This is a genomic window from uncultured Anaerococcus sp. (assembly GCF_947253225.1).
GTDB lineage: Bacteria > Bacillota > Clostridia > Tissierellales > Peptoniphilaceae > Anaerococcus.
Genome location: NZ_CAMXYR010000022.1, coordinates 1 through 25,209 on the forward strand (window position 1 = coordinate 1; position 25,209 = coordinate 25,209).

Genomic DNA, 25,209 nt, shown 5'->3' on the forward strand with positions numbered 1-25,209 from the left:
TTATTAGCACTTAATGTTTAATAGAGTTTTATAAAATTCAGCAAGTGACATTCATATTTGAAAAATAAATCTTTCTAAATAATAAATATATCAGCCCTACCCTTAATAAATATTAGCTTGATACGCAAATTCTTTTTAGACCCTTTTAGCTTTAGTAGAATATAAAATTATCCTATTTAATCTCCACCTCTTTCGGTGGCAAGACTTAGACAAACAACTTGAGCTGCTCCATTTTTCTTTAGCTCTTTAATAATTTCCAAGCAGGTATTTCCTGTTGTAATTAAATCATCAACTAAAAGGATGCTTTTTCCATTAATATTATTATCAATCCTAAAGGCACCAAGTAAGTTTTCCATCCTCTCTTCCCTATTAAGCTTATGTTGGGACTTAGTATTTTTAACTTTTTCAAAATCTTCTAAGTAGGGTATTTTTATGGTCTTGTTTGCTTCATCAACTATCAATCTTATATGGTCAAAACCTCTAAATCTAATAGTTTCTTTTGATGAAGGAGAGGCTAGTATATAATGAAAATCGATCAAGTTTTTATCAAGTAAGAACTCGTAAAGCATCTGACCAAAAACCTTATATAGGGATGTATTTCTATTAAACTTATAATCTCCAATCAATCTTTTCATGAAATTGTTATAAAAATAAATGCTGTAGCAAAGATTGTCTTGTAGTTTGAAGGATTTTGCCATATAGTCTAGCTTTTTGAGACAAGAGGAACATAGGTGGTATTTCTCTATTGGCTCTTTTTTGCAAAAATAGCACACTCCTTTATCTAAAAATAAAAAATCAATCATCAATCACTTTCTCCATTTCTCCTATCCAATAGGAAAGGTTGGTAAATCTTTTATTTGAAGTATTGTTATCGACCATCCTCTTTAAGATATTTTTGTTGCCTAAAAGAATTACAATTTTTCTAGCCCTAGTTACTCCCGTATAGAGCAGATTTCGTGTAAGAAGCATTGGGGCAACTTGCATCATTGGAATTATTACACATGAAAACTCAGAACCTTGGGACTTATGAATCGTTATAGCGTAAGAAAGATCTAAGTCTTTGATATCTTCTTTCTTATAATGAATTAATCTACCATCGTCAAATCTAACATCTAAACTTTCTTCTAGCTGGTCGACTTTTTCTATAATTCCAATATCTCCATTATAGACTCCCTCATCAAAGCCTTCTTCACTATTTATTGCGGTAAGGTCATAATTATTTCTAACTTGCATTACCTTATCATGTAGCTTGAAAACTTTATCATTAAATTTTAGAAAATATTTTTCCTTATTGAGAGCCTCTTGAATCTTCTCATTTATCTTGTTTACACCCCAATCAGTTTTTTTTGATGGCGATAAAATTTGGATATCTTTGATTGGGTCAAAATTATAGTATTCAGGAAGTCTTTTTTTAATAAGACCTAGGAGGGTATCCATAAATTTTTGACCATTTGTATCTATGAAAAAAAAGTCCTTACCTTTTTCGTTTAGGATTGGATATTCTCCCTTGTTTATCCTATGAGCATTTACTATAATATTTGACTCTCCAGCCTGTCTAAAAATTTTTTTAAGTCGAACAGATGAAATATTTGTAGCTAGGATGTCTTTTAAAACATTTCCTGGTCCAACAGAAGGTAGCTGGTCGCTATCTCCTACCAAGATTAATGCTGTGTTTTGTCCAACTGCTTTTAAAAGACTGTCCATCAAATAAATATCAACCATACTCATTTCATCTACAATTATGTAGTCTTTATCTATAGGGTTATCTTCGTTAAATTCAGCTACATTTTCATCTGGTCTTATGCCAAGTAATCTATGAATTGTAAAGGCTTCTTGACCAGTTGATTCTTGCATTCTTTTGGCAGCCCTTCCTGTTGGAGCTGCCAGAGCATAGGTCATTCCATTTTTAGCAAGAATTTTACAAACGGCATTAATAATTGTAGTTTTCCCAGTTCCAGGACCGCCTGTAATTACTAGCGTCATAGCCTCAAAAGCCTTATGTATAGCTTGCTTTTGCTCTTGAGAAAAAATAGATAGGTCATAATCAATTTCTACATCGAAGATATATTTTTCAGAAATTTTACTAGCAAGGGCTAGGGCTACTGACTTTTCTGCCCTAAGTATTTTTGATGAATAGATGTAATTTTCACCTTCAATATTTATAAGGACTAGTTTTCCTGAAATAATATCCTCTTCTACAACTTTCCTTATTCTATCCTCTTGCACTTTCAAAAGATTCTTAGCCATAGATATTAGGTAAGAAATTTTTAAAGAAGTATGACCATTAAAGTCTGCTTCCCTATTTAAAATATAGATCAGACCAGCAGATATCCTAAAGCTTGAAGATGTATCCATTTGCATATTACGAGCTATATTATCGGCCATGGTAAAGCCAATTCCACTTATATCTTCAATTAGCTGGTAAGGATTAGTTTTTAATATATCTACTGTATTTTCTCCATACTTACGAAAGATTTTCATAGATAAATTATAAGAAATGTTTAAACTTTGGATGTATTCCAAGACTCTTCTAGAGTCCCTAGTTTCTTCTACCGAAAGTTTAATATCTTCAAGTTTTTTCTTGCCTATTCCCTCAATTCTCAAAAGTTCTTCCGTTCTCCTATAGACTGTATCTATAGCATCTTTTCCGAACTTATCATATATTGCCTCAGCTGTTTTTTTGCCGATTCCCTTTAGATTTCCAGAAGATAAAAACCTAATTATAGAAGCTTTATCAGATGGTTTTTCAAGACGAATTGATGAAATATCAAATTGCTCTCCATACTTATCGTGGTAGGTAAGTTCACCTTCAATTTCAACCCTATCGCCTACATTAAAAAGAGGCATAGTACCAACACAAGTAAGGTCAGAATCGGATGTTTCAACACCAAGAATGGTATATCCACTTTCATCGTTTCTAAAAATAATGTTGGTTACTATGCCTTGTAATTTCATTTTATATCCTAATCAACTGTAATTCTTTTTATATCTGCCCCAAGTTTGGTGAGCTTTTCAATAAGGTTGCTATATCCCCTATCTATATGGTAAATTTCTGAAACCCTAGTTTCTCCTTCAGCGACAAGTCCAGCCATAACTAAGGCTGCTCCAGCTCTTAGGTCTGTAGCCTTTACACTTGCCCCATGAAGCTTTTCAACCCCTGCTATGGTTGCCCTATTTCCTGAAGTCGCAATCACTGCTCCCATCTTTGAAAGTTCCTCAACATGCATGAACCTATTTTCGAAGACAGTTTCTTGAATTCTACTTTCTCCACTACTTAAAGTTAAAAGAGCCATGAATTGAGCTTGAACATCTGTAGGAAAGCCTGGATATGGAAGTGTCTGAATATTTGTGGACTTCAATCTCTTAGGTGCTTTAACATAAATAATGTCCTCTTCTTCAATTTCTTTAACTTCTGCACCAATCTCAATGAGTTTTGCAATTACAGGTCTTATATGAGAACCAATTGCGTTTGTAATCTTCACATCTCCCCTTGTCATAGCCGCAGCAAGCATATAGGTAGCCGCCTCTATCCTATCAGGTATTATTGTATGTCTAGTACCAGTTAACTTCTCTACACCTTTTATTGTAATTGTAGATGTTCCTGCACCCTTAATTTTTGCTCCCATTTTTGATAGGAAAGATGCTAAATCAACTATTTCTGGCTCTTTTGCAGCATTCTCGATTGTAGTCTCTCCCTCTGCAAGTGTGGCCGCCATAATAATGTTTTGGGTCGCACCAACTGACGGGAAGTCTAGGTAAATTTCATTACCCCTTAGTCCCCCATTAGCTTCTATAGCTATTTCTTCATCGTTTATCCTTGTTTCAGCTCCAAGAGCATTAAAACCCTTGATATGAAGGTCGATAGGTCTTGAACCAATATTGCATCCACCTGGTGCTTTGGTATAAGCCTTAGAAAACCTAGATAAGAGTGGTCCCATAACTACAAAGGACGCACGCATCTTATCCATTAGCTCATAAGGAGTTTCACATGTGTTTATTCCGCTAGAATCAATTCTTAGGCTATTTCTGTCAATATACTCAACCTTAGAGCCAAGGTGCTTTAAGACTTCAACCATTATTTCGACATCCTTTAGCTCAGGAACTCCATCTAAGATAATTTCCTCAGTCCCTAAAACACAAGCTGCTAGAATCGGAAGAGCTGAATTTTTAGCTCCAGAGATTTCTACTTCTCCTTTTAGAGGTCCATTTGAGTTAATAACTAATATTTCTTTACTCATAGATTAACCTATTTTGTTCCAAATAACCTATCACCAGCATCTCCTAGACCTGGTACAATATATCCATTTTCATTTAGTTTCTCATCTAATTGAGCTACATAAATATCTACGTCATCATGTTTGTCTTGAATTGCTTTGATTCCTTCAGGAGCTGCTATTAGACATAACAACTTGATAGACTTACATCCTCTTTCTTTTAGTCTTTCAATAGCATCATTTACAGATCCACCTGTAGCAACCATAGGATCTACCACGAGAATATCCCTATTTCCAACATCATTTGGAAGCTTGCAATAATACTCTACTGGTTTTAGAGTTTCTTCATTCCTATACATACCAATGTGACCGATTTTAGCTGCTGGTAAAACTTCAAGAACTCCATCTACCATACCAAGACCAGCTCTAAGTATTGGAACAATAGCTTGCTTTTTGCCAGCTAATCTATAACCTGTAGTTTTAGCTATAGGAGTTTCCATTTCAAACTCTTCAAGGCTTAAATCTTCTGTAGCTTCATAGGCTAAAATCATTGCTATCTCAGTAACGAGGGATCTAAATTCATTAGCTCCTGTATTCTTATCTCTTAGTATTGTTATCTTGTGTTTAATCACTGGATGATTTAGTACATTTACTTTTCCCATATGCTCTCCTATAAATATTCAATATTGCCTGCGGCAGATTTTTTCATTCTATTCATTATACTCTTACCTAAGTTATTATCCATAACTCCTTCTGCAAGAATTAAGTCAACACCCATCTTGTCCATTTGCCTTAGGGCAGCAAATAATTTGTGGCTCATTTGCCTTAAATCATTTCTATCTCCAAAAGAGATTTTATAAAAATCATCAAATCTTTCCATATCGTCATCAAAAATAAGAACTCCAACACGAATACCTTGACTTCTATAAGACCTTGCCTTTTTGTATATAAAATCAGCTGCCCTATCTCCAACATAAACTTGCATCCTCGCCTTTGGAGCATAGTGCTTGTATTTTTGTCCAGGAGATTTTGGAACTACATTATCATCAACTAAGGCATCATCAAGCCTTACTTGAGGCAAGATTTCCCTTAGCATTTCCAAAGTATAGAAACCAGGTCTAAGAATAGTTGGTATATCTTCCGAAAGATCTATTACTGTAGATTCTATTCCAATTCTAGATTCCCCTCCATCAACTATAAGAGGTATCTTGCCATCCAAGTCAAAAAAACAATCAGATGCATTGGTTGGAGATGGTCTACCAGAAATATTGGCAGATGGAGCAGCAATCGGAATTTTCGCTTCTTCTATAATATTTCTTGCAATCTCATCTACTGGAAATCTTATAGCAACCGTATCTCCGCCTGCCGTTACAGTTGTAGGTATAAGCTTAGACTTCTTGAAAATTATAGTAAGAGGTCCTGGCCATAAGCCAAAAAGTTTTTTAGCATCTTCGCTTACTTCTTCTACTAGATTATACAACATATCTATATTAGAAATATGTAAAATCAAAGGATTATCTATAGGTCTATTCTTAGTTTTGAAAATATTTTTACAAGATTCATCATTTAATCCACTTGCACCAAGCCCATAAACCGTTTCAGTCGGAAAGGCAACAAGCTCTCCCTTTTTTAGGAGGTCTGCTGCTTTTTTAATAATTTTTTGGTCGATATTATTCCTATCAACCCTTAAAACTTCTGTCTGCATTCTTACTTCTTTCAATCTTCTTCAATTAAACAATAAGTTGGATCCATGTGGATGGTTATTTCTACCCTAGTTTCTTTAAAAATTCGCTTCTCTACCTTGTCGATAGCTGAATGTACAGTTTCTACGGTAAGATTGGCTGGTACTTCCACATGCACAGACCCTGCCATCCTTCCCTTGCCATACTCGTGAATTTGTAAGTCGTGAAATCCTTCAATCATTCCTTCATCCATAATAATTTTTTTAATTTCATTTTCTATTTCACTGTCAACTCTCTTTCCCAGAAGAATCGCCACAGTATCTTTGAACATCTCAAGACCAGGTTGAAATACAAAAAACGAAATTATTATACCCATTATAGCATCAAGGTTAATGCTAACATATTTTTGCAAAAATCCTGCCAGCATTATGGCACCTGTCGAAATAATATCATTTCTAGCATCAAGCATAACCCCAAGATTAAGGTCGCTATCAAGCTTTTTATGGAGGTCTCTATTTAAGATATAAATATAGAGCTTAAATCCTATTGAAAGCAGAAGAATCGTCCCCGAGATTAGACTTAAACTTGTAAACTCATTTGAAGTGAAACTCTTAATAGAATTTATGAACAAGGTAAATCCAACATACATAATAAGGATAGCAACCAGCAAACTTATTACATACTCACTTCTTCCGTGACCAAAAGGATGTTCCTTGTCTGCTGGTTTTTTACTAATATTCGAGCCTAATAGTGCCATAAGAGATACTACAGAATCTGATAAGTTGTTAAAGGCATCGTTTATTATAGCTTGCGAATTTACGACAAAACCAAGACTTATCTTCATCGCAAAAAGTAGGACGTTTATAATTATTCCTATTGACGAAGATAGAGAAATTAGTGAAAGTCTATAGGTAAATTGGTCATTTTTTTTAGGATTTCCTATAAACTTTCTAGCTAAGAAATTAAACAATTATTCATCCTCACCTATTTTTTCTAATTTTCTTGTCTGATCTTCTGCTATTAATGAATCGATCATTTCACCTATATTTCCATTTAGAAAATCATCTAATTGGTAGATAGTCTTATTAATTCTGTGGTCAGTAATTCGTCCTTGTGGGAAATTGTAGGTTCTAATTCTCTCTGATCTATCTCCAGTTCCAACTTGACTTTTTCTATTATCAGCGATTTCTTTGTTTCTTTTCTCTTCTTCAAGCTCGTAAATACGGGCAAGAAGAATCTTCATGGCCTTTTCTTTATTCTTAATTTGAGATTTCTCATCTTGCATGCTTACAACAATTCCTGTTGGAATATGGGTAAGTCTTACTGCAGAGTCAGTTGTATTTACTGATTGACCGCCATTACCTGATGACCTAAATACATCAGTCCTAATATCATTAGGGTCAACATGAACATCAAGCTCATCAACTTCTGGAAGTACAGCAACTGTTGCTGTAGAAGTGTGGATTCTACCGCCTGATTCTGTTTCAGGAACTCTTTGAACCCTATGAACTCCCGACTCATATTTGAATCTTGAATAAGCTCCCTCACCCCTAATCATGAAGGTCGCATCCTTGATTCCCCCAACGCCTTGTGGATTAACCTCAACATCTTCTGCCTTATACCCTTCTTTATCTGCATACATGTGATACATCCTGTAAAGATCTCCAGCAAAAAGTCCTGCCTCATCTCCTCCAGCTCCTGGCCTAATTTCAATAATAACATCTCTTGAATCATTAGGATCCTTTGGAATTAGCAAAATTTTCATTTCTTCGTTGTACTTATCAAGAAGTTTTTCATTATCTTTAATCTCCTCTTTAAGCATATCTACCATATCTTGATCGTCCGCTTCACTGATGAGTTCCTTGTTTTCCTCAATAGTTTCTTCGGCATCTTTAATCTGGTCATATTTTTCAACTATCGGTTTAAGAGAGTTGTACTCCCTAGTAATCTTTGTTAATTTTGCAATATCTGCTAAAACATCAGGATCTATCATCTTTTTTTCTAGTTCCTTATAGTTTTCCTTTATATGTTCTATATTTTCAAACATATCTTATCCTTTCTCAGCGATTATAAACCTATCAAAATTATTATAATCCTTAATACATTCAATATTTTTAAAATCAAATTCGTTCAAAAGATTGAATAAACTTTTCTTTTGATCATATCCAATTTCAAAAACAAGCCTTCCGCCATCTATCAAATAGTTTTTCGCTTCTCTAACAATTCTCTTATAAAAATAAAGACCATTTTCTTCGGCAAAAAGTGCAGATTTCGGTTCATAATATAGTCTCTTATCTAAACTATCATAATCAGTCTCATTTATATAAGGTGGGTTCGATATTATTATATCGAATTTCCCGAAAATTTCCTTAAACAGATCAGATTTTATGAAAGAAACATTAGAAATATTTAACCTTTCCTTATTTTCCTTAGCAAGACTTAGAGCTTCATCCTTTATGTCACTAGCTAAAATATTGCTTTGATTGAGGTTTTTTCCGAGACTTAAAGCGATAGCACCAGTTCCTGTTCCAATATCCAAAATATTATTTTTTGTCCATGATGCATTAATTATGTAGTCGACAATAATTTCAGTTTCAAACCTTGGTATCAAAGCTCTCTCATCAACCTTAAATGTCAATCCATAAAACTCCCACTCACCAAGGGCGTATTGGAGAGGATAGCCCTCATCATATTTTTTAAGGATTGTATCAAGCTTTTTTGATATTTCTGGTTCAAGTAGTTCACTACTTCTAAGTAAAACTCCACTCTTACTTGTATTTAAGAGATAAGTAAGGGCTATCAGGCTTATTTCATAGTTTTTATCTAAGTAATCTTTTATAGTCATATTTTTACACAAAAATAAGGTAAGTTGCCTTACCTTATTATCTTGATTATTTTCTACCGTATTTTTTGTTAAATTTCTCAACATTACCACCACGTTCAGCGTTTCTTTGTTTTCCAGAGTAGAATGGATGACAATTACCACAAACTTCTACTTTGATTTCTTCTTCAGTAGAACCTACGGTAAATTCATTTCCACATGAAATACAAGTTACTTTTGCTTGGTGATATTCTGGATGTAATTCTTTTTTCATATGAACACCTCTTGTTTCTTCTTTCAATAAGCAATTAATATTGTACCATGAATGTATTAATTTTTCAAGGCTTAATAGGAATTATTTATAAGGTCAATAAATTGCTTGTTAGTTTCTGTCCTTTTCATCCAATCAATAAGTTCGACAATAGATTCGGTGGTGGACATATCAGATTTTCTAAGCTTAACAACAGCTTCTAACTCCCTGTCCGTAAGAAGAAGGTCCTCTCTCCTTGTTGATGATTTTTCTATATTAATTGCTGGGAATATTCTTCTATCAGCAAGCCTTCTGTCAAGGTGAATCTCCATATTTCCAGTTCCCTTAAACTCTTCAAAAATCATATCATCCATTCTAGAACCAGTATCCACTAGGGCTGTAGCTAGGATTGTTAGAGAACCACCACCCTCTATATTTCTTGCAGCCCCAAAAAATTGTTTAGGACCTACTAGAGCAAGAGGATCAAGCCCACCAGAAAGAGTTCGTCCTGATTGAGGAGTCATAATATTGTAGGCACGAGCAAGTCTTGTTATTGAATCAAGGAGAATTACCACATCTTTTTTTCCCTCAACAAATCTTTTAGCTCTTTCAAGAACCATCTCAGCCATATCGATATGATTTTGTGGTGGCTTGTCAAAGGTTGATGCCGCAACTTCTGTTCTCATAAGTTCATTGGTTGGATCCCTATATTCATTGACATATCTTATAAAGTCAGTAACTTCTTCTGGTCTTTCGTCAATTAATAATACAATTATTTTAATATCTTCGTAATTTTTTTCTATTGATCTTTCAATATCTTTGATAAGAGTGGTCTTTCCTGCCTTGGGTTGGGAGACAATCAACCCTCTTTGGCCACGACCGATTGGACTAATAAAATCTATGATTCTTTCTGAAAAATGTTGTTTGCTTGTCTCAAGACTAATTTTTTCGTTTGGATAGATTGGTGTCAAGTCTTCAAAAAGTGGTCTATTAAAGGCAACTCCAGGCTTAATTCCATTTACATCTGATACAAATATTAAAGGAGCAAATTTATCTCTAGCGTGCTTTTCTCTGGCGATTCCTCTGATGAAATCTCCAGTTTTTAGCCTAAACATCTTAATTTGCTTAGGTGGGACATAGATATCATCATCTCCACTTTCATACATTTCTGTTCTTAGAAATCCATAACCATCTGGTAGTATTTCTAGGATTCCTTCACAATCAAACTTGGCTCCCAAGTCATTTTCTGCTTCTTCTTTTTTCTCTTCGTCTTTGTTGGCATTTTCTTCTTCTATTAGCTTAATCAGCTCATCTTTTCTGTACTTTGTAATAGATTCAATGCCTAATTCTTTTGCAATTTCTCTTAGGTCAACTAATTTTTTCTCTTTTAAATTATCCATACATTCCTTTGTAGAAAAAAGAGAGCCATCTAGGCTCCCCCCCTTTTCCTTATTTTTCTTATTTTGCGCTATTTGTTGAACCAAACATCTCGATTTTTTCTTCTACTTTATCGATAATAGCTTGTGTTCCATCAGCTAAAACTTTTCTTGGGTCAAAGCCTTTGCCTTTTAGGTCTTTTCCAGCTTCAATATATTTTCTTGTAGCTTCAGCAAATACAAGTTGACACTCAGTATTTACGTTGATTTTTGATACACCAAGGCTGATTGCTTTTTTGATTTGGTCATCAGGAATACCTGTACCACCATGTAGAACTATTGGCATTTTAACTGCATCAGAAATTTCTTTAAGTCTTTCAAAATTTAGTCCCTTCCAGTTTGCTGGATATACTCCGTGGATATTACCGATTCCTGCTGCTAAGAAGTCAATTCCACAAGCTGCAAGTTGTTTACATTCTTCAACATCAGCAAGTTCACCTTCAGAGGCAACGCCATCTTCTTCTCCACCAATTCCACCAACTTCACCTTCTACAGAGATTCCCTTTGAATGAGCAAGTTCAACAATTTCTCTTGTCTTTTCAAGGTTTTCTTCAAGTGGGAAGTGAGAACCATCAAACATTACTGATGTGAATCCAGCTTCGATAGCTTTCTTAGCTCCTTCATATGAACCGTGATCAAGGTGAATTGCAACTGGAACTGTGATTCCCATTTCATCGTGCATTGTTTTTACTAGATTAGCAACAACTTTAAAACCACCCATATACTTAATTGCACCTTCAGAACCTGCAATTATAACAGCTGTCTTCTTTTCTTCTGCTGCGGTTAGGATTGCTTTTGTCCATTCAAGGTTATTTGTGTTGAAGTGACCAATAGCATATCCATTTTCATAAGCTTTATCTAACATTTCTTTTGCATTAACTAACATATTGTCTCCTTATAGTTCTTATTCAAATTTTCTTTCAGTATAATAATACCCTTTTTTTAGCTAAAAGATAGGTCTTTTTTGATAGCTGAAATTATTTTTTCTATAGCCTCATCCGAAGATATTTTTTCATTATCCATTTCACGTCTGGTAGAATACTCTACGAGATTTTCGCTAGCGTCTTTTCCAACAGTAATTCTATATGGAATTCCAATAAGGTCTCTATCGTTAAACTTAACTCCAGCTCTTTCTTTTCTATCATCAAGGAGGACATCTATCCTTTCCTCCTTAAATTTCTTATAAATTCTTTCTCCTAGTTCTTTTTGCTTATCATCATTAATATTTATAATTGTTACTATGGCTTCAAAAGGAGCAACAGAGGTTGGCCAAATAATTCCTCTATCATCGTGGTATTGCTCCACAATAGCTGAAACTGAACGAGAAATTCCTATTCCGTATGAACCCATAATAAAAGGCTTTTGCTTGCCATTTTCATCCAAGAAGTAGGCCTCTAGTCCTTCTGAATATTTTGTTCCTAGTTGGAAGATATTTCCTACCTCAATGCCCCTAGCAGCTTTCAAAATTCCTGAACCATCATAGGCCATATCTCCTTGTCTTGCTGTAAGTAGATCTTCAACAATTTCTCCCTCAAAATCCCTACCATAGTTAGCATTTTTATAGTGGTGGTCACTTTTATTCGCACCAATAACAAGGTTGTTTATCTTTGTTAAGGATTCATCTACAAGAACTCTTACTCCTTCTTCTAGCCCGATTGGTCCAGTATAACCTGGCTTAGCTCCTGTTATTTTTTCGATTGTTTCATCATCCAACATTTCTATTTCATGTTCTGGAACCTTAAGGTAAGAGATAAGTTTTGCCATATTTAGCTCTCTATCTCCTGGCACAAAGCAAATAACTGGCTCACCTTTAACAAGTAGGTCAACTGCTTTTGCACAGTGTCTTGGGTCTGTTCCTAAAAATTCAGAAACCTCTTCTATTGTTGTTTTTCCAACTGTTTCTACAAGTTCCAGTTCTTTTTCTTCTTCTTTAACAAAATCCATCTTAAATCTTGCTTTTTCATCTGTTGCAGCATAATCTGAAGAATCTGTATAAAGAATCACTCCCTCACCCGTCTCGGAGAGAGCTATGAACTCGTGGCTTTTTTTGCCTCCCATAGTTCCTGTATCTCCCTCAACGATTTTGTAAGTTAGCCCCATCTTGTCAAAAGCTTCTACATAGGCATCCCACATCTTCTTGTAAGATACTTCTAGGCCTTCAAAATCTGCATCAAAAGAATAAGCATCTTTCATAAGAAAATCTCTTGACCTATTGATACCAAATCTTGGTCTTTTCTCGTCCCTGAATTTATCTACTATTTGATAAATGTTTAGGGGTAATTGTTTGTATGAATTTAGTTCATTTTTGACTAAATTTGTGAAGGATTCCTCAGCAGTTGGTCCAAGGCAATATTCTCTATCGTGCCTATCTTTTAGTTTAAACATTTCAGGGCCAAAAGTTTCCCATCTTCCTGAAGCTTCCCATATTTCTCTGGCTTGAAGTATTGATGTTGACACTTCAATAGAGTCATAGTTTTCCATAGCAATACGCACTATAGCTTCAATTTTATTAATTACTTTCTTACCTAATGGCAAAAAAGAGTAAACTCCACTAGCTTGCTTTCTTATAAAAGCACCTCTTGTCAAAAATCTATGGCTAGCTGTTTCTGCATCTACAGGGTCTTGCCTGAGTGTTGGCATATAATATTTTGATAATTTCATATTTCTCCTACATCCTTCATTGATAGACCTATTCTTTGTTTTTTCTTGTCTATCTCTATTACTTTTACATCTACTATTTGTGAGTTTGTCAATACTTCGTTAGGATTTGTTATATATTTGTTAGAAATCCTTGAAATATGAACAAGCCCATCTATTCCTACTCCAATATCTACAAAGGCACCAAAGTCTGTAATATTACGAACCTTGCCCTTTAAAACCATCCCTTCCTTGAGATCATCTATTCCCATTATTTCTTTTTTAGTTAAAACCTCAGGATTATCTTCTCTAGGATCCCTGCCGGGCTTCTTAAGCTCAGCAATTATATCTTTAAGTGTCGGAAGTCCAACCTCAAGTTCTTCCGCTAACTGTTCTAAGTCGATATTAGCTAAGTCCTTACCAACTAATTTTTTCGCAATCTTATATGATTCTGGATGAACCGCCGTATTATCTAAAAGCTCTGGCGAATCTGGAAACCTCAAAAAACCAGCAGCAAGCTTGTAAGTCTTATCTCCAAGTCCCTTAACATTTTTAAGGTCTTTTCTATAAACTAACTTGCCATCTTTGAAGTCCTCTTCAATTCTTTTCGCTAAGTTTTGGTTGAGTCCAGAAACATAACCCAAAAGTTTATAAGAAGCATTGTTGATTGTAACACCAACTTCATTTACTGCATCTTCAACAATCTTGGAAAGTTCTTCATCAAGTTTCTTTTCATCAAGGTCATGCTGGTATTGACCTATTCCTATATGTTTTGGCTCAATCTTAACAAGTTCTGCCATAGGGTCTTGAAGCCTTCTCGCCATTGAAATAGCTCCTCTAATTGTAACATCTAAGTCTGGAAACTCTTCCTTGCCAAGACTTGATGCAGAATATACAGATGCTCCCGCCTCGTTGACTACAGCATAGCTTACGCCTCTAACTTCTTTCAACAACTTGTTAACTACAAGTTCTGTTTCCCTAGAAGCTGTGGCATTACCTAAAGCAATCAAGCTTACCCCATATTTTTCTATAAATTTTTTGAGAATTTCAATGGATTCTTTTTCCTTTTTGTGGGGTTCTACAGGATAAATAACTGCTGAATCTAAATATTTTCCGAATTGATCGACTACTGCAACCTTACATCCCGTTCTAAAACCTGGGTCAAGTCCTATAACCGCCTGCCCTTTTATGGGTCTTTGCAAGAGATACGGCTTCAAATTCTTACCAAAAACATCTATCGACTCATCCTCTGCCTTATCTGTTAGGAAATTCCTCATCTCTGTTGTAATGGATGGAAGCATGAGTCTCTTGTAAGCATCATCAACAGTATTCTTCAACAAGTTCTTCTGAAAATCATTATAGGTCTTATTTTCCTCAAACAAATCCCCTATAAGCTTTTTATTGTATTCATCAGTAAATTCAAGTTTAACACTAAGGGCATTTTCTTTCTCTGCCCTATTGATAGCGAGAATTTGGAAGGCTTTCATTTCTCTAAGCTTTTTTGTGAAGTTATAATAATTTTCGTAAAGACCATTTTCGTCTTCTTTCTCACCAGCAATAAGCTTAGCCCTAACAAAACCATCTCTTCTTATAATATTTCTTGCCGGAATGCTATTTGCTATATCTTCCGCTAATATATCAAGAGACCTTTCCACTGCCTCCTTCTCATCTTCAAGTCCTTCGCAAAGGAAGTCCTTAGCAGTAGTTAATGCTTCGTCCATGCTAGTTATAGTATCAAATATCTTTTTCAAAAGTACATCGAGTCCGAACTCTCTGGCTATATCTGCCCTAGTTTTTCTTTTTGACTTGTAAGGAGCATAGATGTCTTCAAGAATTGTAAGAGAATTTGTGGACAAAATCTCCTCTTTAAGCTCATCAGTAAGTTTGCCTTGACCTTCTATAGAATTGATAATTTCTTCTTGTCGTTTTTCGATATTTCTTAACTTTTTAAGGTTTTTTTCTATTTCCCTTATTTCCACATCAGTAAGATTTCCAGTAACTTCCTTTCTATACCTAGCTATAAAGGCAACAGTAGAACCCTCATCCAAAAGTTTAGTAACTGCTCCAATCCTATCCCCACTAATCTTTAACTGATCTGATAATATTTCCGTAATATTCATAAAATTTATATAACAACTCCTCTAAAAAGCAAAAGATAGGAATAATTCCTACCTAAACTCTTATCCAATCCCTTAATTTCCTGTAATAAAATTAATCTTATATTTAGGAAAATTCATACTAATTATTCTACCACCAATATTTTGATAATCCTTACCATCAAAATCAAAAATATTTGACGGATCGTAAAGCACTATCTTTGATTGTTTAATATCAGAAGGTTCGACAATCAATTCAAATTTGTAAGCTTTTCTATTCTTTGAATACATTATAAGAATGTCAATAAACCTACCATAGTCGTACTCATTATTGTGCTTAAATTCCAAATCTACCTTGTACTCCTTCTCCTCAACCATATTAAACCTTGCATTTTTACTTGTATAAGACGTAACTTCACCTGTAGTCATTTCAGTCAACCTAAAGGTTATAAAGTTCGTGTAAGTTTTATCTTCTCTTGTAGCAAGGTGTATGATATCCGTATTTGATAGCTCTTTTTCAATTTGCTCAATCTCTTTTTCCTTATCCTGAATCCTATATAAGTCAGCTAGAAAATTTTCTTCGGCACAAGTTTTACTTGTATCTTTAGTTGATTCAGCTTCATTTTTGTAGATTTTTATATCATCATCTAAACTTTTCCTTATAATACGATCTCCATGCTTTTTCCTAGGTGATTTCTCACCAGAAGTCTCCTTTAAGTATTCGTCTATATCATCAAATTCCATCTTGTCATTTATAAGCCTTACATCCTTATCGTTAAGATGCTTATAGGTTGAATACAAGGTTCTAAATATCATATATAAAAATGATAGAGATGTAAGGAGACTTTTGATTGGAGTAGGCAAAAAATTCTTGGTATCAATAATATTTACCACTACCATGATTATAAAGAAAAGTGCACCAGTATAGGAGAAAAATCCCTTGCCCTTTGGTTTGTACTCGCTCGCCTTTACAAGATTTGTTGAAGTTTTAAAAAGAATTCTTGCAATTTTAATCACAAAGACAATTGCTCCCAACAAATACATACCAGCAATAATGTTATTGAGTATAGGAAAAATCTCATAAAGATTTATTGGCAATGATTTTATGCCATAATCAAGGGCAAACGTAAAAGATAGGATAAATAGACCGCTCTTTCTGAAAGCCTTCGATACAAGATAAAGGATAAGTAATACTCCAATGAAAATTACAGGGACTATTGTTATTTGATTGTAAGTTAGTAAATTTCCTAATTCATTAAATATATCTGATAAATCCATAATAGCTCCATACTTATAATTATATCAAATATCTACCAAGATACAATAAAAAAAATAAAAAAATACACACAAATCCATAAAAATATGGTAATATATAAGTATGCTAGAATAGCTCAAGTGGTAGAGCAGCGGTATCGTAAACCGAAGGTTGCAGGTTCAAGTCCTGTTTCTAGCTCCATTTTTTTGCCTGAAATTTTTAAAGAATAAACTCTAGATTCTTTCCAGCTTTTTTTTGTTTTCTGATTATAGGTCTATAAAAAAGAATTTGCAATGTAGGTATTTCTTTAAAGCCAAAAAGCTCTTTTCTTTTTCTATAACTAATCCAAATATTTTATAGCAACTTTTTGTGTAAATTTAAAACGAAAAAAGACCCTCAAGGGGTCTTAGTATGTCAATTATTTATGTAGTTGATTATTCTTGGTCAATTGCTTCTACTGGACATACTGCTGCACATGAACCACAGTCAATACAAGCGTCTGCATCGATCTCGTAAGCTGCATCTCCTTGAGCGATTGCTCCTACTGGACATTCACCTTCACATGATCCACATGAAATACATGTATTTTCATCTATTCTATAAGCCATAATATTCCTCCTATTTATTTATTTCTTATGTCTATAATATACAACACCCACTAGCAAAAGTCAAGAACTTTTTTATATTTATTCTGAATTTAATTTTAAAATGATAATTTATTCAAATTGATATTAATTATCATTTCTAATAAACTAAATCTTTGCACCTGTAGGTCTTCTCTATTTCTTCATCGGATGTTGAATCTTTTAGCTTCACACGAACTCTACAAGATTCTTTTACATAGTCGTTTTCAAGAACCATTCCGTAACCATCACAAGTTTCAACCCTCTGGCCTTCTTTGGGCATAGTTTTTTTTGCACACTTATAGCATTCCTGCTCATAGGAAAGGCAACACATAAGTCTTCCACAGATTCCAGAAATCTTGCTAGGATCTAGGGTTATATTTTGGTCTTTTGCCATTTTTATTGATAGTGGTTTGAAGTCATTTAAGAATCTTCCGCAACAGCACCTTTGGCCACATGAGCCGTAGTGCTCTATCATTTTTGCGTGATCCCTAACTCCAATCTGTCTCAATTCTATCCTATTTCTATATATAGCTGCCAAATCCTTTACCAAAGACCTAAAATCTACCCTATTTTCAGATTTGAAGTAGAAAGTGATTTTGCTCCTATCGAAAGTAAATTTTGCATCAACTATTTTCATAGAAAGACCATGTGCTATTGCTTTTTTTTGGCAAAGATCGATTGCGTATTTTGCATCTTCCTCATTCTTTTTGTGGTAACAGAGGTCATCTGCTGTTGCTTTTCTTATTACAGGGGAAAGTTTCTCATTAAAGGCTTCCTCTGATAAATCAACATCAGTTTGGGCAATCTCTGCTATTTCGATTCCATTAGATGTTTCTACAATAGCCATATCCTTGTAATTAAATTCTATTCCATCGGCATCAAAATAGTAAATTTTGCCCGCTTGTCTAAATCTTATTCCTACAACCTTCAATCAGCTATTCCCCTCTCTAAATATAGTAAATATGATTTTTTCGATACTTAAATCATAATTAATATTTGTTCTATAAGCTCTCTTTATATCTTCTAGTAGTATTACAATTTTTTCTATACTATCTAAACTCAACCCTTTAAATTTACCCATTGTGTAAATATCATCTGATGAAGTTAAGCCTTTTCCGTATTCATGCCTTAACAAATTTTGGAAGATTTCTTGGATAGATTTTATAATAGTTTGTCTTTCATCCTTGAATTTATTAAAAAAATCCTTGTTTTTATAAAAACTTTCTATCTTTCCATCGTAGACATCAGTTATGATTTTTTTGACCATATCCTTATCTATATCAAGCTCTTCTTGAGAAGATTCGATAGCAACTATTTGACACCTGGACCTAATGGTTGGAAGAATGGAATCCCTATTCACACAAGTGAAAATAATCTTCACATATGGTCTTAATTCTTCCAAACTTTTTAGCATGGCATTGGCACCTTCCTGCCTCATATCTTGAGCATTGTGGATAATGTATATTTTGATTTGTCCATTATCTGGTCCTAGGTAGATATTGTTTAGTATTTTTCTAATACTATCTATATCAATTACCCCACCTTCCTTATCAAGCAAGTATAAATCAGGATTAGATTCTATTTCTTCATTTATCCCATAAATATTAAATATTTTTCTTGCAAAATCCAAGGCAAAATCTTTATTTGATGATGGATTTTTCCCTTCAAATATATAACAACTAGCTAGAGTTTTATTCTTTAATTGATCATCTAATATGGTCATAGTTGAATATATTTATCAACATCAACTAAAAATATAGTAGCTCCACCCACAGTTATATCAATTGGAACTGTGTTTGTAAGTAGAGAACTTTCTGCTGTTGGGTTGATAATTGTTGTTGTCGTACTTCTTTTTTTGCAATTTTTTTCTATTATTCCCAATACCTCATCAAGGTCAGCTTCTTCAACACCGATAAGAAGAGTAGTATTACCTTTTTTTAGAAATCCTCCTGTTGTAGCAAGTTTTGTTATCCTATAACCCTTATCTGTTAGGGAATCTACCAAAAAGTTTACATCTGCATCTTGTACTATAGCTATCAATAATTTCATTGCATATCCTCCAATGATTCATAAATAAGTTTTAAAGCTTCGTCTGTTACTTCTTTGATTGATAGAGTTGCATCGATTTTTTTGACTTCGTCCTTATATTTTTCCGCCATTTTAACATAACCATCAAATATTTTCTTGTGGAAGTCAAAATCCTCATTCTCTAATCTGTCCGCTGAAAAATTCGCTCTCTTTCTTTCTAGGGCAGTCTTGTAATCTATATCAAAAAAAATTGTCAAATCAGCCCTCATCTTATTTGTAGCAAAGTCATTTATTTCTCTAACTTGGTCGATACCCAAACCCCTTCCTAAACCCTGGTAGAGCAGAGAACTTAGAACAAACCTATCACATAAGACTAGTTTTCCTTCGTCTAATGCAGGTCTTATAGCTTCTTCGATAAGTTGGGCTCTTGATGCTGCAAATAGCAAACATTCACATCTTGCAGTCATTTTTATATTGTCATTATCTATGATAAGATTCCTAATTTTTTCAGATATGGTCGTGCCACCTGGCTCCCTAAAATCAAGATAGTCTATGCCATCTTCATCCAACCTTCTCTTCACTTCTGTTAAAACACTTGTTTTTCCAGATCCATCAGGACCTTCAAATACTATTAATTTTCCATTCATATGTAATATTATATCATATTATAGGAAATTTTATTTACAATTTTCATACAAATTATGCAAAAAAAAAGACCTGTAGGCCTTTTTAATTATTCTTCGCTTGATTCAGCTTCTTTTGTTTCTCCAACAGTTGGAACATCAGCTGCACTAGCTTCTTCTCCATCTTCAGGAATTGCTTCTTCACTTGGTTCTTGAAGTGAGCAGATAACTTCTTCAGCATCTAGTAGAATTGTAATATTTTCATTCTTAGCTATATCAAGATCAGCTACTGTTCTATTTTCTCCAATTTGAAGGTTGCTTACTTCAACATCAGCTGTTTGTGGAATGTATTTAGGTAGACATTCTACTTCAACTACGTCGATATTTTGAACAAGTACTGATGGCTCAACTCTTATATCATCTCTTCCAACTAATACAACTGGAACTTGAACTCTTATTGCTTCATTTTGGTTGATAGCTTGGAAATCAACGTGTAAGAATTGGTTCTTGAATGGGTGGCTTTGGTAAGCTTTGATAAGAACATCCTTTGTTTCACCACCAAAGTCTAGGGTAATGATTGTTGATGTACCTGCTTGTCTTAGTGCTTTTTCAAAATTTCTAGATGTTACTTGAACATTAATATTTTCTTCATCTTTGGCATAGATAACTCCTGGAATAAATTCTTCACTTCTAAGCTTATTAACTTTGTTTTTACCAGTAGCATCTCTTCTTTGTGCTTGTAAAACTATGTCTGCCATGTTGCCTCCTTATATATTCATACTCACTAATTATACCTCATAATCCTATCATTTACAATATTTTAAGTTTTATATATCATTATTCGGGTATAATAATTTTGTAAATAGAATATAGAAAGGATAAATTATGTCAAGACAAATAAAATTTGGAACAGTAGATGTTACTGTAGATGGTGAAAAACTTAAAGTAGGCGATAAAGCACCAATATTTAAGGCTATAAATACAGACCTTACGGACTATTCTTCAACAGAAGATGAAGGTAAGATAAGACTTATTTCAGTTATACCATCAATCGATACATCTGTTTGTGAAATTCAGACAACGATGTTTACGAAAGCTGCTGAAAATTTTTCAGACCAAGTTGTCCTACTTACAATTTCTAACGACTTGCCTTTTGCACAAGTTAGATTTTCAAATGATAAGGAGATCTCAAATAACAAATTCGTTTCCGACTATATTTACCAAGACTTCGCAAAAAAATATTCTACCCTAATAAATGAATTGCGATTATTAAATAGGGCTGTTTTCGTAATTGATAGAGATGATACTATTGTCTATGCAGAATACCTAGACCAAAATACAGACCTTCCTGATTATGAAAAAGCTATTGAAGAAGTAAAAAAATTAGACAAGTAAAAAAACTCCATTTAAGTGAGCTATCCAATTAAGTTAGTTTATTAAACTTCGAGAGGACGTTCCCTTAAACCGGAGTTTTTTATTGCATTGAATTGAGCAGGCACAGGGTTGTAATGACTCCTATGCCTTTTTTATTAGTCAATACATTAACATTCATATCTTCAAGAGATTCGTAGTCAACATCACCCATAAGCCTTCCATCAACAAATGAAGTACCGACATCAATTATTGTCATATTATCCTTAAAAAAGCTTTTATCGTAGTAGTTGGCTCTACCAATTGCTGTTATGAATATATCTGAACCCTTAATATAGTTTTTAGAATTATTAGTAGTGCTATTTATTATAGTAACTGTAGCCCCCCTGCTTATCAGATAAGCTGCAAGAGGCTTTCCTATAATTGTAGTTCTATTGGCAATTGTTATATTGATTCCCCTAAGGTCAGAAAAGGAGTCATCAATAAATCTTGCAAGGGCTTTAGCTGTTGCAGGAAGTGATGACCTATCCCCTTCCATACTAAGACCAAGACTTTTATAGGTAAATCCATCTAAATCCCTAAGTTTAATCTCGTTTTTTAATAAAGTTAAATCATCATCTTTGCCAAAGGGTGCTAGAATAATATAACCGTCGTTTTCATCTAAAGTATTTATATAAGTTAGGATTTCACTTATATTTTTATCTCCAAATTCACATTCTTTATAAGAAATTCCAAATTCTACACATCTTTTTATAATCATTTTTTTATAAAAATTCGCCTCTTCAGTAGGATTTTTACTAAAGAGATGAATAGAATTCTTAATTTTCCCTTCCTTGAGTTCATTTATTATTTTGTCTTTTATTTTATCTGTAGTAAGAAGTTTCATTTTACCTCCATAGAAAAAGCCCCAATTAGGAATATCCTAATCAGGGTCTTATAAGATTTCTTAGTAAATTCTTTTTGCACCAGCGAATGATGATTGGTAATAAGAGTTATAAATATTATCGTATTTAACACCTGTTGCTGGAGTTGAGGCGTGGATAAATGTTCCGTCAGAACTTACCATTATACCTACATGGTCAATTCTTCCACCAGTAGAGAAGAACACAAGGTCTCCTGCTTGTAGGTTATTAAAATCAACTGAATAACCATATGAATATTGAGCAGCTGATTGGTGTGGGATATAAACTCCTAGTTGAGAGTAAACATAGGATGTTAAACCTGAACAGTCAAATCCAACATTTGGATCGGCTGCACCCCATATATATGGAAGTCCTACGAATTGGCTTGCAATGTTAGCTGCACTTTGACCAGACCCTGATACTTGAGGAGCTTGTTTCTCAACTGATGCTTCCTCTGCCACTTCTTCTTTAGGTGCTGGAGCAGGAGCTGGTTTTGCAACTTCTTTGGCAACTTCTGTATCGGAAATGTAATCTAATGAAACGTAACCAGTTTGACCATTGTAGTTAATAGCGAGCCATCCATTTGAAGCTTGACCTTCTAGCCATTCACCTTTTTTAACAGAACCAATTATATTTCCATTTGCACTGCTTCTAACATTTAGGATAGAAGTGCTTACCCAGCCAGTTTTATAGTAAGATTGAGCTTTTGCAGCTCTTGATTCCTGGGCTGCTTTAGCCTCTTGAGCCTTTTTAGCTTCCTCAGCTTTTCTTGCCTCTTCAGCTTTCTTAGCTTCTTCAGCTTTTCTTGCCTCTTCGGCTTTTTTAGCTTCTTCAGCCTTTCTTACCTCTTCGGCTTTCTTAGCTTCTTCAGCCTTTCTTGCCTCTTCGGCTTTTTTAGCTTCTTCAGCCTTTCTTGCCTCTTCAGCTATTTTAGCTTCCTCAGCCTCTTTAGCCTCTTGGGCAATTCTTGCTTCTTCTTTTTCTTTTATTGATCTTACTAAGTCTTCTGGATATGAATCAGTAAGAAATTCTTCTTTTATGTATCCTGCTTCTGTGCCAAGGAATCCATCTTCTAGTTTTCCGATAACCTTATCACCTGCTTTTAATGTAGCAAGGATATTATTATCATCTAGGTCTTTTGAACTTCTTAGGTTAACTAACTCAGCGTTAACATATTTTACAGAAGTTACATCTGCAACTGGTTGGCTTTCTTTTTCTGCAACTTCCTTGGTGTCTTTTACTTCTTCAGAAGATTTTTCATCCGAATCAGTTGTTTTAACATCCTCAGATTTATCTTCTTTGGCATCCTTTAATACTGATTTTTTAGCAAGCCTTTGTGCCTTGATCTCAACTAAAGCATCATTAGCGGCTTTTTCAATCAAGCCTTGTTTTTGATTATTAGAACTAGCTTCTTGACTTACTTTTGTATTTTTAACTTCACTAGTATATTCATTTTTCACTAAATCATAATCAGAATAACTATCTGTATAGTCAACATCTGAAATTAACGAGTTTGTGTGTTGATCTTGGTCTAAATTTCCTATAGTAGTCGCGTATGCACTAGCACCTGCTGAAACTGCAGCTATAACTGATAGCATAGCTCCTATTTTTTTCTTATTCATTAAGTCCTCCATCATATATTGTAATGAAAATTTTATAATTTAATTTATGTCTGTTTTGAAATCTACTTGTATTTTATATCTTTTTAACAAAAGTGTCAAGAATTAGTTACAAAAAAATTACACTTTCCTGTATTTTATTTAGTTATATTGTTCAATTCTTGATATTTTGCCAATATAACTAAAGTTTTTTTCGAAAAGTGTAAAAATAATTAACATTTCCTCCATAATTAGTTACAAAATGTTAATAATTATATGTAGTGGAGCAAATCTATAAGCCGTGTTCTGTCTTGGATAATCATCTGTCTAGGCTTACTGTCACCAATAAGCTCAAGCGAACTACCATACTGGACCGTGTCGAGCAAACATCCTACTGTCCCTTTCGTTCTTGCACCGGATGGGGTTTACATAGCCTATCTATCACTAGATAGCTGGTGAGCTCTTACCTCGCCATTCCAACCTTACCAGCCTAGGCTGGCGGTATACTTTCTGTTGCACTTGCCTGAAGATCACTCCTACTTGACGTTATCAAGCATCCTCGCTCTGTGGTGCACGGACTTTCCTCGTGGTTTTACCCCCGCGATTATCCGACTTACTCCAGTTTTATTTTACCTCATAATTTAAGGCAGACAAATTAAAAAAACTTTCTGAATGAGTCTTCTTTAGAATAAGTAATAACTTTCCCATCTATATTTTTTTCAATAACATCTTTGAGCATGTATATAACATGGTTTTCGCTTGCAAAATGACCTGCATCTACTATTATTATCCCTTCATTAGAAAGATCCATCCCATCGTGATATCTCACATCTCCAGTGAGCATCAAATCGCAAGATTTATTTATAGCATCTCTAATCAGCTCACCCCCAGCTCCTCCACAAACAGCAATTTTTCTTATTTTCTTATCAGTTTCTCCATAAACTACTAGGCCTTCTGCCTTTAGGACTTCTTTGATTTCTTTGATGAAATCATCTGCGTCTTTTTCCTTGATATACCCGTACCTACCAAGGCCTATATCTTTTCCGTTTTCTAAAACCTCAGTATTTTCTATCCCCAGAATTTTACATAAATTATCATTCAAACCACCCCAAGCAATGTCTAAATTAGTATGAAAAGCATAAATTGTTAGATCATTTTTTATGGCCATCTCTAGTCTCTTATAAAAATTTTTACTTAAATCAATTGTCTTAGCTCCTGAAAAAAGATAAGGGTGGTGGGTTATTATTAAATTGCAATCATTAGCTAGGGCCTTTTCAATTCCTTTTTCCTCAAGATCTAAGGAAACAAGGACATTTTTAACTTCCTTGTTAGGATTTCCTAGTTGAAGACCAGAATTATCCCAAGATTCTTGGAGATAAAAGGGATATTTTTCCTCTAATTTTTCTATTAATTCTCTAATTTCCATAATTTTCTAACCTCATCAATAGCTTCTAATCTCTCATCAATCCTATCAAGACCTCGATTATCTTTAGCATTTTCTATAATAGCTTTTCTGAAGGCTTGATTTTTATTGTAATCTTCTTGCAATTTCTCTTCTAACAACCTACTTTTATTTTTTATATCATCCTTACCATAATAAGTTTCAGCAAGAGTTAACTTACTAGTTTTTCCATAGCACGCCTTGATAATATCATAATACTTCCCATTTT

Annotated in this window: 24 protein-coding genes, 1 tRNA gene, 1 other RNA gene and 1 pseudogene; 2 read left to right on the forward strand and 25 right to left on the reverse strand. The window is 34.1% G+C overall.

The annotated features are described in order from the left end of the window. Positions 1 to 176: 176 nt before the first annotated feature. From Q0W95_RS04135 to Q0W95_RS04200, 14 genes are all read right to left on the reverse strand, one after another. Positions 177 to 803 (reverse strand): phosphoribosyltransferase family protein, encoded by a 627-nt coding sequence (locus tag Q0W95_RS04135; protein WP_297790253.1) that lies wholly within the window; start codon positions 801 to 803, stop codon positions 177 to 179. Then, positions 796 to 2,955 carry an ATP-dependent RecD-like DNA helicase gene (locus tag Q0W95_RS04140; RefSeq protein WP_297790254.1) on the reverse strand — a complete coding sequence of 720 codons (2,160 nt, stop codon included), beginning with the start codon at positions 2,953 to 2,955 and terminating at the stop codon, positions 796 to 798. The genes Q0W95_RS04135 and Q0W95_RS04140 overlap by 8 nt, the downstream gene beginning before the upstream one ends. Positions 2,956 to 2,963: 8 nt before the next feature. Next, positions 2,964 to 4,238, reverse strand: a complete 1,275-nt coding sequence (murA, locus tag Q0W95_RS04145) for a UDP-N-acetylglucosamine 1-carboxyvinyltransferase (RefSeq protein ID WP_297790255.1) — start codon at positions 4,236 to 4,238, stop codon at positions 2,964 to 2,966. Positions 4,239 to 4,246: 8 nt separating this feature from the next. Next, a complete protein-coding gene (gene upp, locus Q0W95_RS04150; RefSeq protein ID WP_297790256.1) occupies positions 4,247 to 4,876 on the reverse strand; it encodes a uracil phosphoribosyltransferase in 630 nt (209 codons plus the stop codon). A gap of 8 nt (positions 4,877 to 4,884) precedes the next feature. After that, positions 4,885 to 5,919, reverse strand: coding sequence for an L-threonylcarbamoyladenylate synthase (locus tag Q0W95_RS04155; protein ID WP_297790257.1), 1,035 nt, complete (start codon positions 5,917 to 5,919; stop codon positions 4,885 to 4,887). 11 nt (positions 5,920 to 5,930) lie between these two features. Further along, the gene (locus tag Q0W95_RS04160) at positions 5,931 to 6,866 is read right to left on the reverse strand and encodes a cation diffusion facilitator family transporter (protein WP_297790258.1); all 936 of its coding nucleotides are present in this window, start codon (positions 6,864 to 6,866) and stop codon (positions 5,931 to 5,933) included. Then, on the reverse strand, positions 6,867 to 7,943 hold the full coding sequence (gene prfA, locus Q0W95_RS04165) for a peptide chain release factor 1 (RefSeq protein ID WP_297790259.1): 1,077 nt from the start codon (positions 7,941 to 7,943) through the stop codon (positions 6,867 to 6,869). It lies immediately after the preceding gene. A 3-nt stretch (positions 7,944 to 7,946) separates the two neighbouring features. Beyond that, positions 7,947 to 8,741, reverse strand: a complete 795-nt coding sequence (prmC, locus tag Q0W95_RS04170) for a peptide chain release factor N(5)-glutamine methyltransferase (RefSeq protein WP_297790275.1) — start codon at positions 8,739 to 8,741, stop codon at positions 7,947 to 7,949. A 46-nt stretch (positions 8,742 to 8,787) separates the two neighbouring features. Further along, entirely contained in the window at positions 8,788 to 8,991 is a 204-nt protein-coding gene (gene rpmE, locus Q0W95_RS04175) for a 50S ribosomal protein L31 (RefSeq protein ID WP_004834351.1), read from the reverse strand. Between the two features lie 71 nt (positions 8,992 to 9,062). Beyond that, positions 9,063 to 10,367 (reverse strand): transcription termination factor Rho, encoded by a 1,305-nt coding sequence (rho, locus tag Q0W95_RS04180; protein ID WP_297790260.1) that lies wholly within the window; start codon positions 10,365 to 10,367, stop codon positions 9,063 to 9,065. A gap of 58 nt (positions 10,368 to 10,425) precedes the next feature. After that, positions 10,426 to 11,289, reverse strand: a complete 864-nt coding sequence (fba, locus tag Q0W95_RS04185; RefSeq protein ID WP_297790261.1) for a class II fructose-1,6-bisphosphate aldolase — start codon at positions 11,287 to 11,289, stop codon at positions 10,426 to 10,428. A 56-nt stretch (positions 11,290 to 11,345) separates the two neighbouring features. Next, positions 11,346 to 13,064, reverse strand: coding sequence for a proline--tRNA ligase (locus Q0W95_RS04190; protein ID WP_297790262.1), 1,719 nt, complete (start codon positions 13,062 to 13,064; stop codon positions 11,346 to 11,348). Continuing rightward, positions 13,061 to 15,160 (reverse strand): Tex family protein, encoded by a 2,100-nt coding sequence (locus tag Q0W95_RS04195; protein ID WP_297790263.1) that lies wholly within the window; start codon positions 15,158 to 15,160, stop codon positions 13,061 to 13,063. Before Q0W95_RS04195 ends, Q0W95_RS04190 begins: the two co-directional genes overlap by 4 nt. Positions 15,161 to 15,232: 72 nt before the next feature. After that, complete coding sequence (locus tag Q0W95_RS04200; RefSeq protein ID WP_297790264.1) at positions 15,233 to 16,414, reverse strand: hypothetical protein; 1,182 nt, start codon at positions 16,412 to 16,414, stop codon at positions 15,233 to 15,235. A gap of 102 nt (positions 16,415 to 16,516) precedes the next feature. Here Q0W95_RS04200 and Q0W95_RS04205 point away from each other — a divergent pair. Further along, positions 16,517 to 16,592, forward strand: a tRNA-Thr gene (locus Q0W95_RS04205). Between the two features lie 233 nt (positions 16,593 to 16,825). On the opposite strand, the gene Q0W95_RS04210 is transcribed toward Q0W95_RS04205, so the two are convergent. From Q0W95_RS04210 to Q0W95_RS04235, 6 genes are all read right to left on the reverse strand, one after another. Further along, a complete protein-coding gene (locus Q0W95_RS04210) occupies positions 16,826 to 16,999 on the reverse strand; it encodes a 4Fe-4S binding protein (RefSeq protein ID WP_004836237.1) in 174 nt (57 codons plus the stop codon). Between the two features lie 136 nt (positions 17,000 to 17,135). Next, on the reverse strand, positions 17,136 to 17,948 hold the full coding sequence (locus Q0W95_RS04215; protein WP_297790265.1) for a stage 0 sporulation family protein: 813 nt from the start codon (positions 17,946 to 17,948) through the stop codon (positions 17,136 to 17,138). Continuing rightward, a complete protein-coding gene (locus Q0W95_RS04220; protein ID WP_297790266.1) occupies positions 17,949 to 18,740 on the reverse strand; it encodes a DNA polymerase III subunit delta in 792 nt (263 codons plus the stop codon). It lies immediately after the preceding gene. After that, positions 18,737 to 19,066 carry a cyclic-di-AMP receptor gene (locus tag Q0W95_RS04225; RefSeq protein ID WP_297790267.1) on the reverse strand — a complete coding sequence of 110 codons (330 nt, stop codon included), beginning with the start codon at positions 19,064 to 19,066 and terminating at the stop codon, positions 18,737 to 18,739. Before Q0W95_RS04225 ends, Q0W95_RS04220 begins: the two co-directional genes overlap by 4 nt. Continuing rightward, positions 19,063 to 19,692 carry a dTMP kinase gene (gene tmk, locus Q0W95_RS04230; protein ID WP_297790268.1) on the reverse strand — a complete coding sequence of 210 codons (630 nt, stop codon included), beginning with the start codon at positions 19,690 to 19,692 and terminating at the stop codon, positions 19,063 to 19,065. Before tmk ends, Q0W95_RS04225 begins: the two co-directional genes overlap by 4 nt. Before the next feature lie 86 nt (positions 19,693 to 19,778). Next, complete coding sequence (locus Q0W95_RS04235) at positions 19,779 to 20,426, reverse strand: 50S ribosomal protein L25 (protein WP_297790269.1); 648 nt, start codon at positions 20,424 to 20,426, stop codon at positions 19,779 to 19,781. Positions 20,427 to 20,553: 127 nt separating this feature from the next. On the opposite strand from Q0W95_RS04235, the gene tpx reads away from it, so the two are divergent. Continuing rightward, positions 20,554 to 21,063: a thiol peroxidase gene (gene tpx / locus Q0W95_RS04240; RefSeq protein WP_297790270.1), complete on the forward strand. Its 510-nt coding sequence runs from the start codon at positions 20,554 to 20,556 to the stop codon at positions 21,061 to 21,063. A gap of 79 nt (positions 21,064 to 21,142) precedes the next feature. On the opposite strand, the gene Q0W95_RS04245 is transcribed toward tpx, so the two are convergent. From Q0W95_RS04245 to Q0W95_RS04265, 5 genes and pseudogenes are all read right to left on the reverse strand, one after another. Further along, the gene (locus tag Q0W95_RS04245; protein WP_297790271.1) at positions 21,143 to 21,925 is read right to left on the reverse strand and encodes a bifunctional 5,10-methylenetetrahydrofolate dehydrogenase/5,10-methenyltetrahydrofolate cyclohydrolase; all 783 of its coding nucleotides are present in this window, start codon (positions 21,923 to 21,925) and stop codon (positions 21,143 to 21,145) included. 60 nt (positions 21,926 to 21,985) lie between these two features. Then, positions 21,986 to 23,563 carry an SH3 domain-containing C40 family peptidase gene (locus Q0W95_RS04250; RefSeq protein WP_297790272.1) on the reverse strand — a complete coding sequence of 526 codons (1,578 nt, stop codon included), beginning with the start codon at positions 23,561 to 23,563 and terminating at the stop codon, positions 21,986 to 21,988. Between the two features lie 255 nt (positions 23,564 to 23,818). Further along, positions 23,819 to 24,159: RNase P RNA component class A (rnpB, locus tag Q0W95_RS04255), an RNA gene on the reverse strand. Positions 24,160 to 24,194: 35 nt separating this feature from the next. Further along, positions 24,195 to 24,965 carry a Nif3-like dinuclear metal center hexameric protein gene (locus Q0W95_RS04260; RefSeq protein ID WP_297790273.1) on the reverse strand — a complete coding sequence of 257 codons (771 nt, stop codon included), beginning with the start codon at positions 24,963 to 24,965 and terminating at the stop codon, positions 24,195 to 24,197. After that, positions 24,947 to 25,209, reverse strand: a pseudogene (locus tag Q0W95_RS04265) (tRNA (adenine(22)-N(1))-methyltransferase TrmK); the annotation flags it as partial. The pseudogene Q0W95_RS04265 and the gene Q0W95_RS04260, both read right to left, overlap by 19 nt.

Bases quoted from the DNA above. Each gene is read 5' to 3' on its own strand.
- Q0W95_RS04210 (WP_004836237.1), bottom strand. From the start codon at position 16,999: ATGGCTTATAGAATAGATGAAAATACATGTATTTCATGTGGATCATGT.
- rho (WP_297790260.1), bottom strand. From the start codon at position 10,367: ATGGATAATTTAAAAGAGAAAAAATTAGTTGACCTAAGAGAAATTGCA.
- Q0W95_RS04140 (WP_297790254.1), bottom strand. From the start codon at position 2,955: ATGAAATTACAAGGCATAGTAACCAACATTATTTTTAGAAACGATGAA.
- Q0W95_RS04225 (WP_297790267.1), bottom strand. From the start codon at position 19,066: ATGAAATTATTGATAGCTATAGTACAAGATGCAGATGTAAACTTTTTG.
- upp (WP_297790256.1), bottom strand. From the start codon at position 4,876: ATGGGAAAAGTAAATGTACTAAATCATCCAGTGATTAAACACAAGATA.
- Q0W95_RS04245 (WP_297790271.1), bottom strand. From the start codon at position 21,925: ATGAAACTTCTTACTACAGATAAAATAAAAGACAAAATAATAAATGAA.
- Q0W95_RS04235 (WP_297790269.1), bottom strand. From the start codon at position 20,426: ATGGCAGACATAGTTTTACAAGCACAAAGAAGAGATGCTACTGGTAAA.
- prmC (WP_297790275.1), bottom strand. From the start codon at position 8,741: ATGACTATAAAAGATTACTTAGATAAAAACTATGAAATAAGCCTGATA.
- tpx (WP_297790270.1), top strand. From the start codon at position 20,554: ATGTCAAGACAAATAAAATTTGGAACAGTAGATGTTACTGTAGATGGT.
- Q0W95_RS04200 (WP_297790264.1), bottom strand. From the start codon at position 16,414: ATGGATTTATCAGATATATTTAATGAATTAGGAAATTTACTAACTTAC.
- prfA (WP_297790259.1), bottom strand. From the start codon at position 7,943: ATGTTTGAAAATATAGAACATATAAAGGAAAACTATAAGGAACTAGAA.
- Q0W95_RS04260 (WP_297790273.1), bottom strand. From the start codon at position 24,965: ATGGAAATTAGAGAATTAATAGAAAAATTAGAGGAAAAATATCCCTTT.
- Q0W95_RS04195 (WP_297790263.1), bottom strand. From the start codon at position 15,160: ATGAATATTACGGAAATATTATCAGATCAGTTAAAGATTAGTGGGGAT.
- Q0W95_RS04190 (WP_297790262.1), bottom strand. From the start codon at position 13,064: ATGAAATTATCAAAATATTATATGCCAACACTCAGGCAAGACCCTGTA.
- Q0W95_RS04250 (WP_297790272.1), bottom strand. From the start codon at position 23,563: ATGAATAAGAAAAAAATAGGAGCTATGCTATCAGTTATAGCTGCAGTT.
- tmk (WP_297790268.1), bottom strand. From the start codon at position 19,692: ATGAATGGAAAATTAATAGTATTTGAAGGTCCTGATGGATCTGGAAAA.
- Q0W95_RS04220 (WP_297790266.1), bottom strand. From the start codon at position 18,740: ATGACCATATTAGATGATCAATTAAAGAATAAAACTCTAGCTAGTTGT.
- Q0W95_RS04155 (WP_297790257.1), bottom strand. From the start codon at position 5,919: ATGCAGACAGAAGTTTTAAGGGTTGATAGGAATAATATCGACCAAAAA.
- rpmE (WP_004834351.1), bottom strand. From the start codon at position 8,991: ATGAAAAAAGAATTACATCCAGAATATCACCAAGCAAAAGTAACTTGT.
- murA (WP_297790255.1), bottom strand. From the start codon at position 4,238: ATGAGTAAAGAAATATTAGTTATTAACTCAAATGGACCTCTAAAAGGA.
- fba (WP_297790261.1), bottom strand. From the start codon at position 11,289: ATGTTAGTTAATGCAAAAGAAATGTTAGATAAAGCTTATGAAAATGGA.
- Q0W95_RS04135 (WP_297790253.1), bottom strand. From the start codon at position 803: ATGATTGATTTTTTATTTTTAGATAAAGGAGTGTGCTATTTTTGCAAA.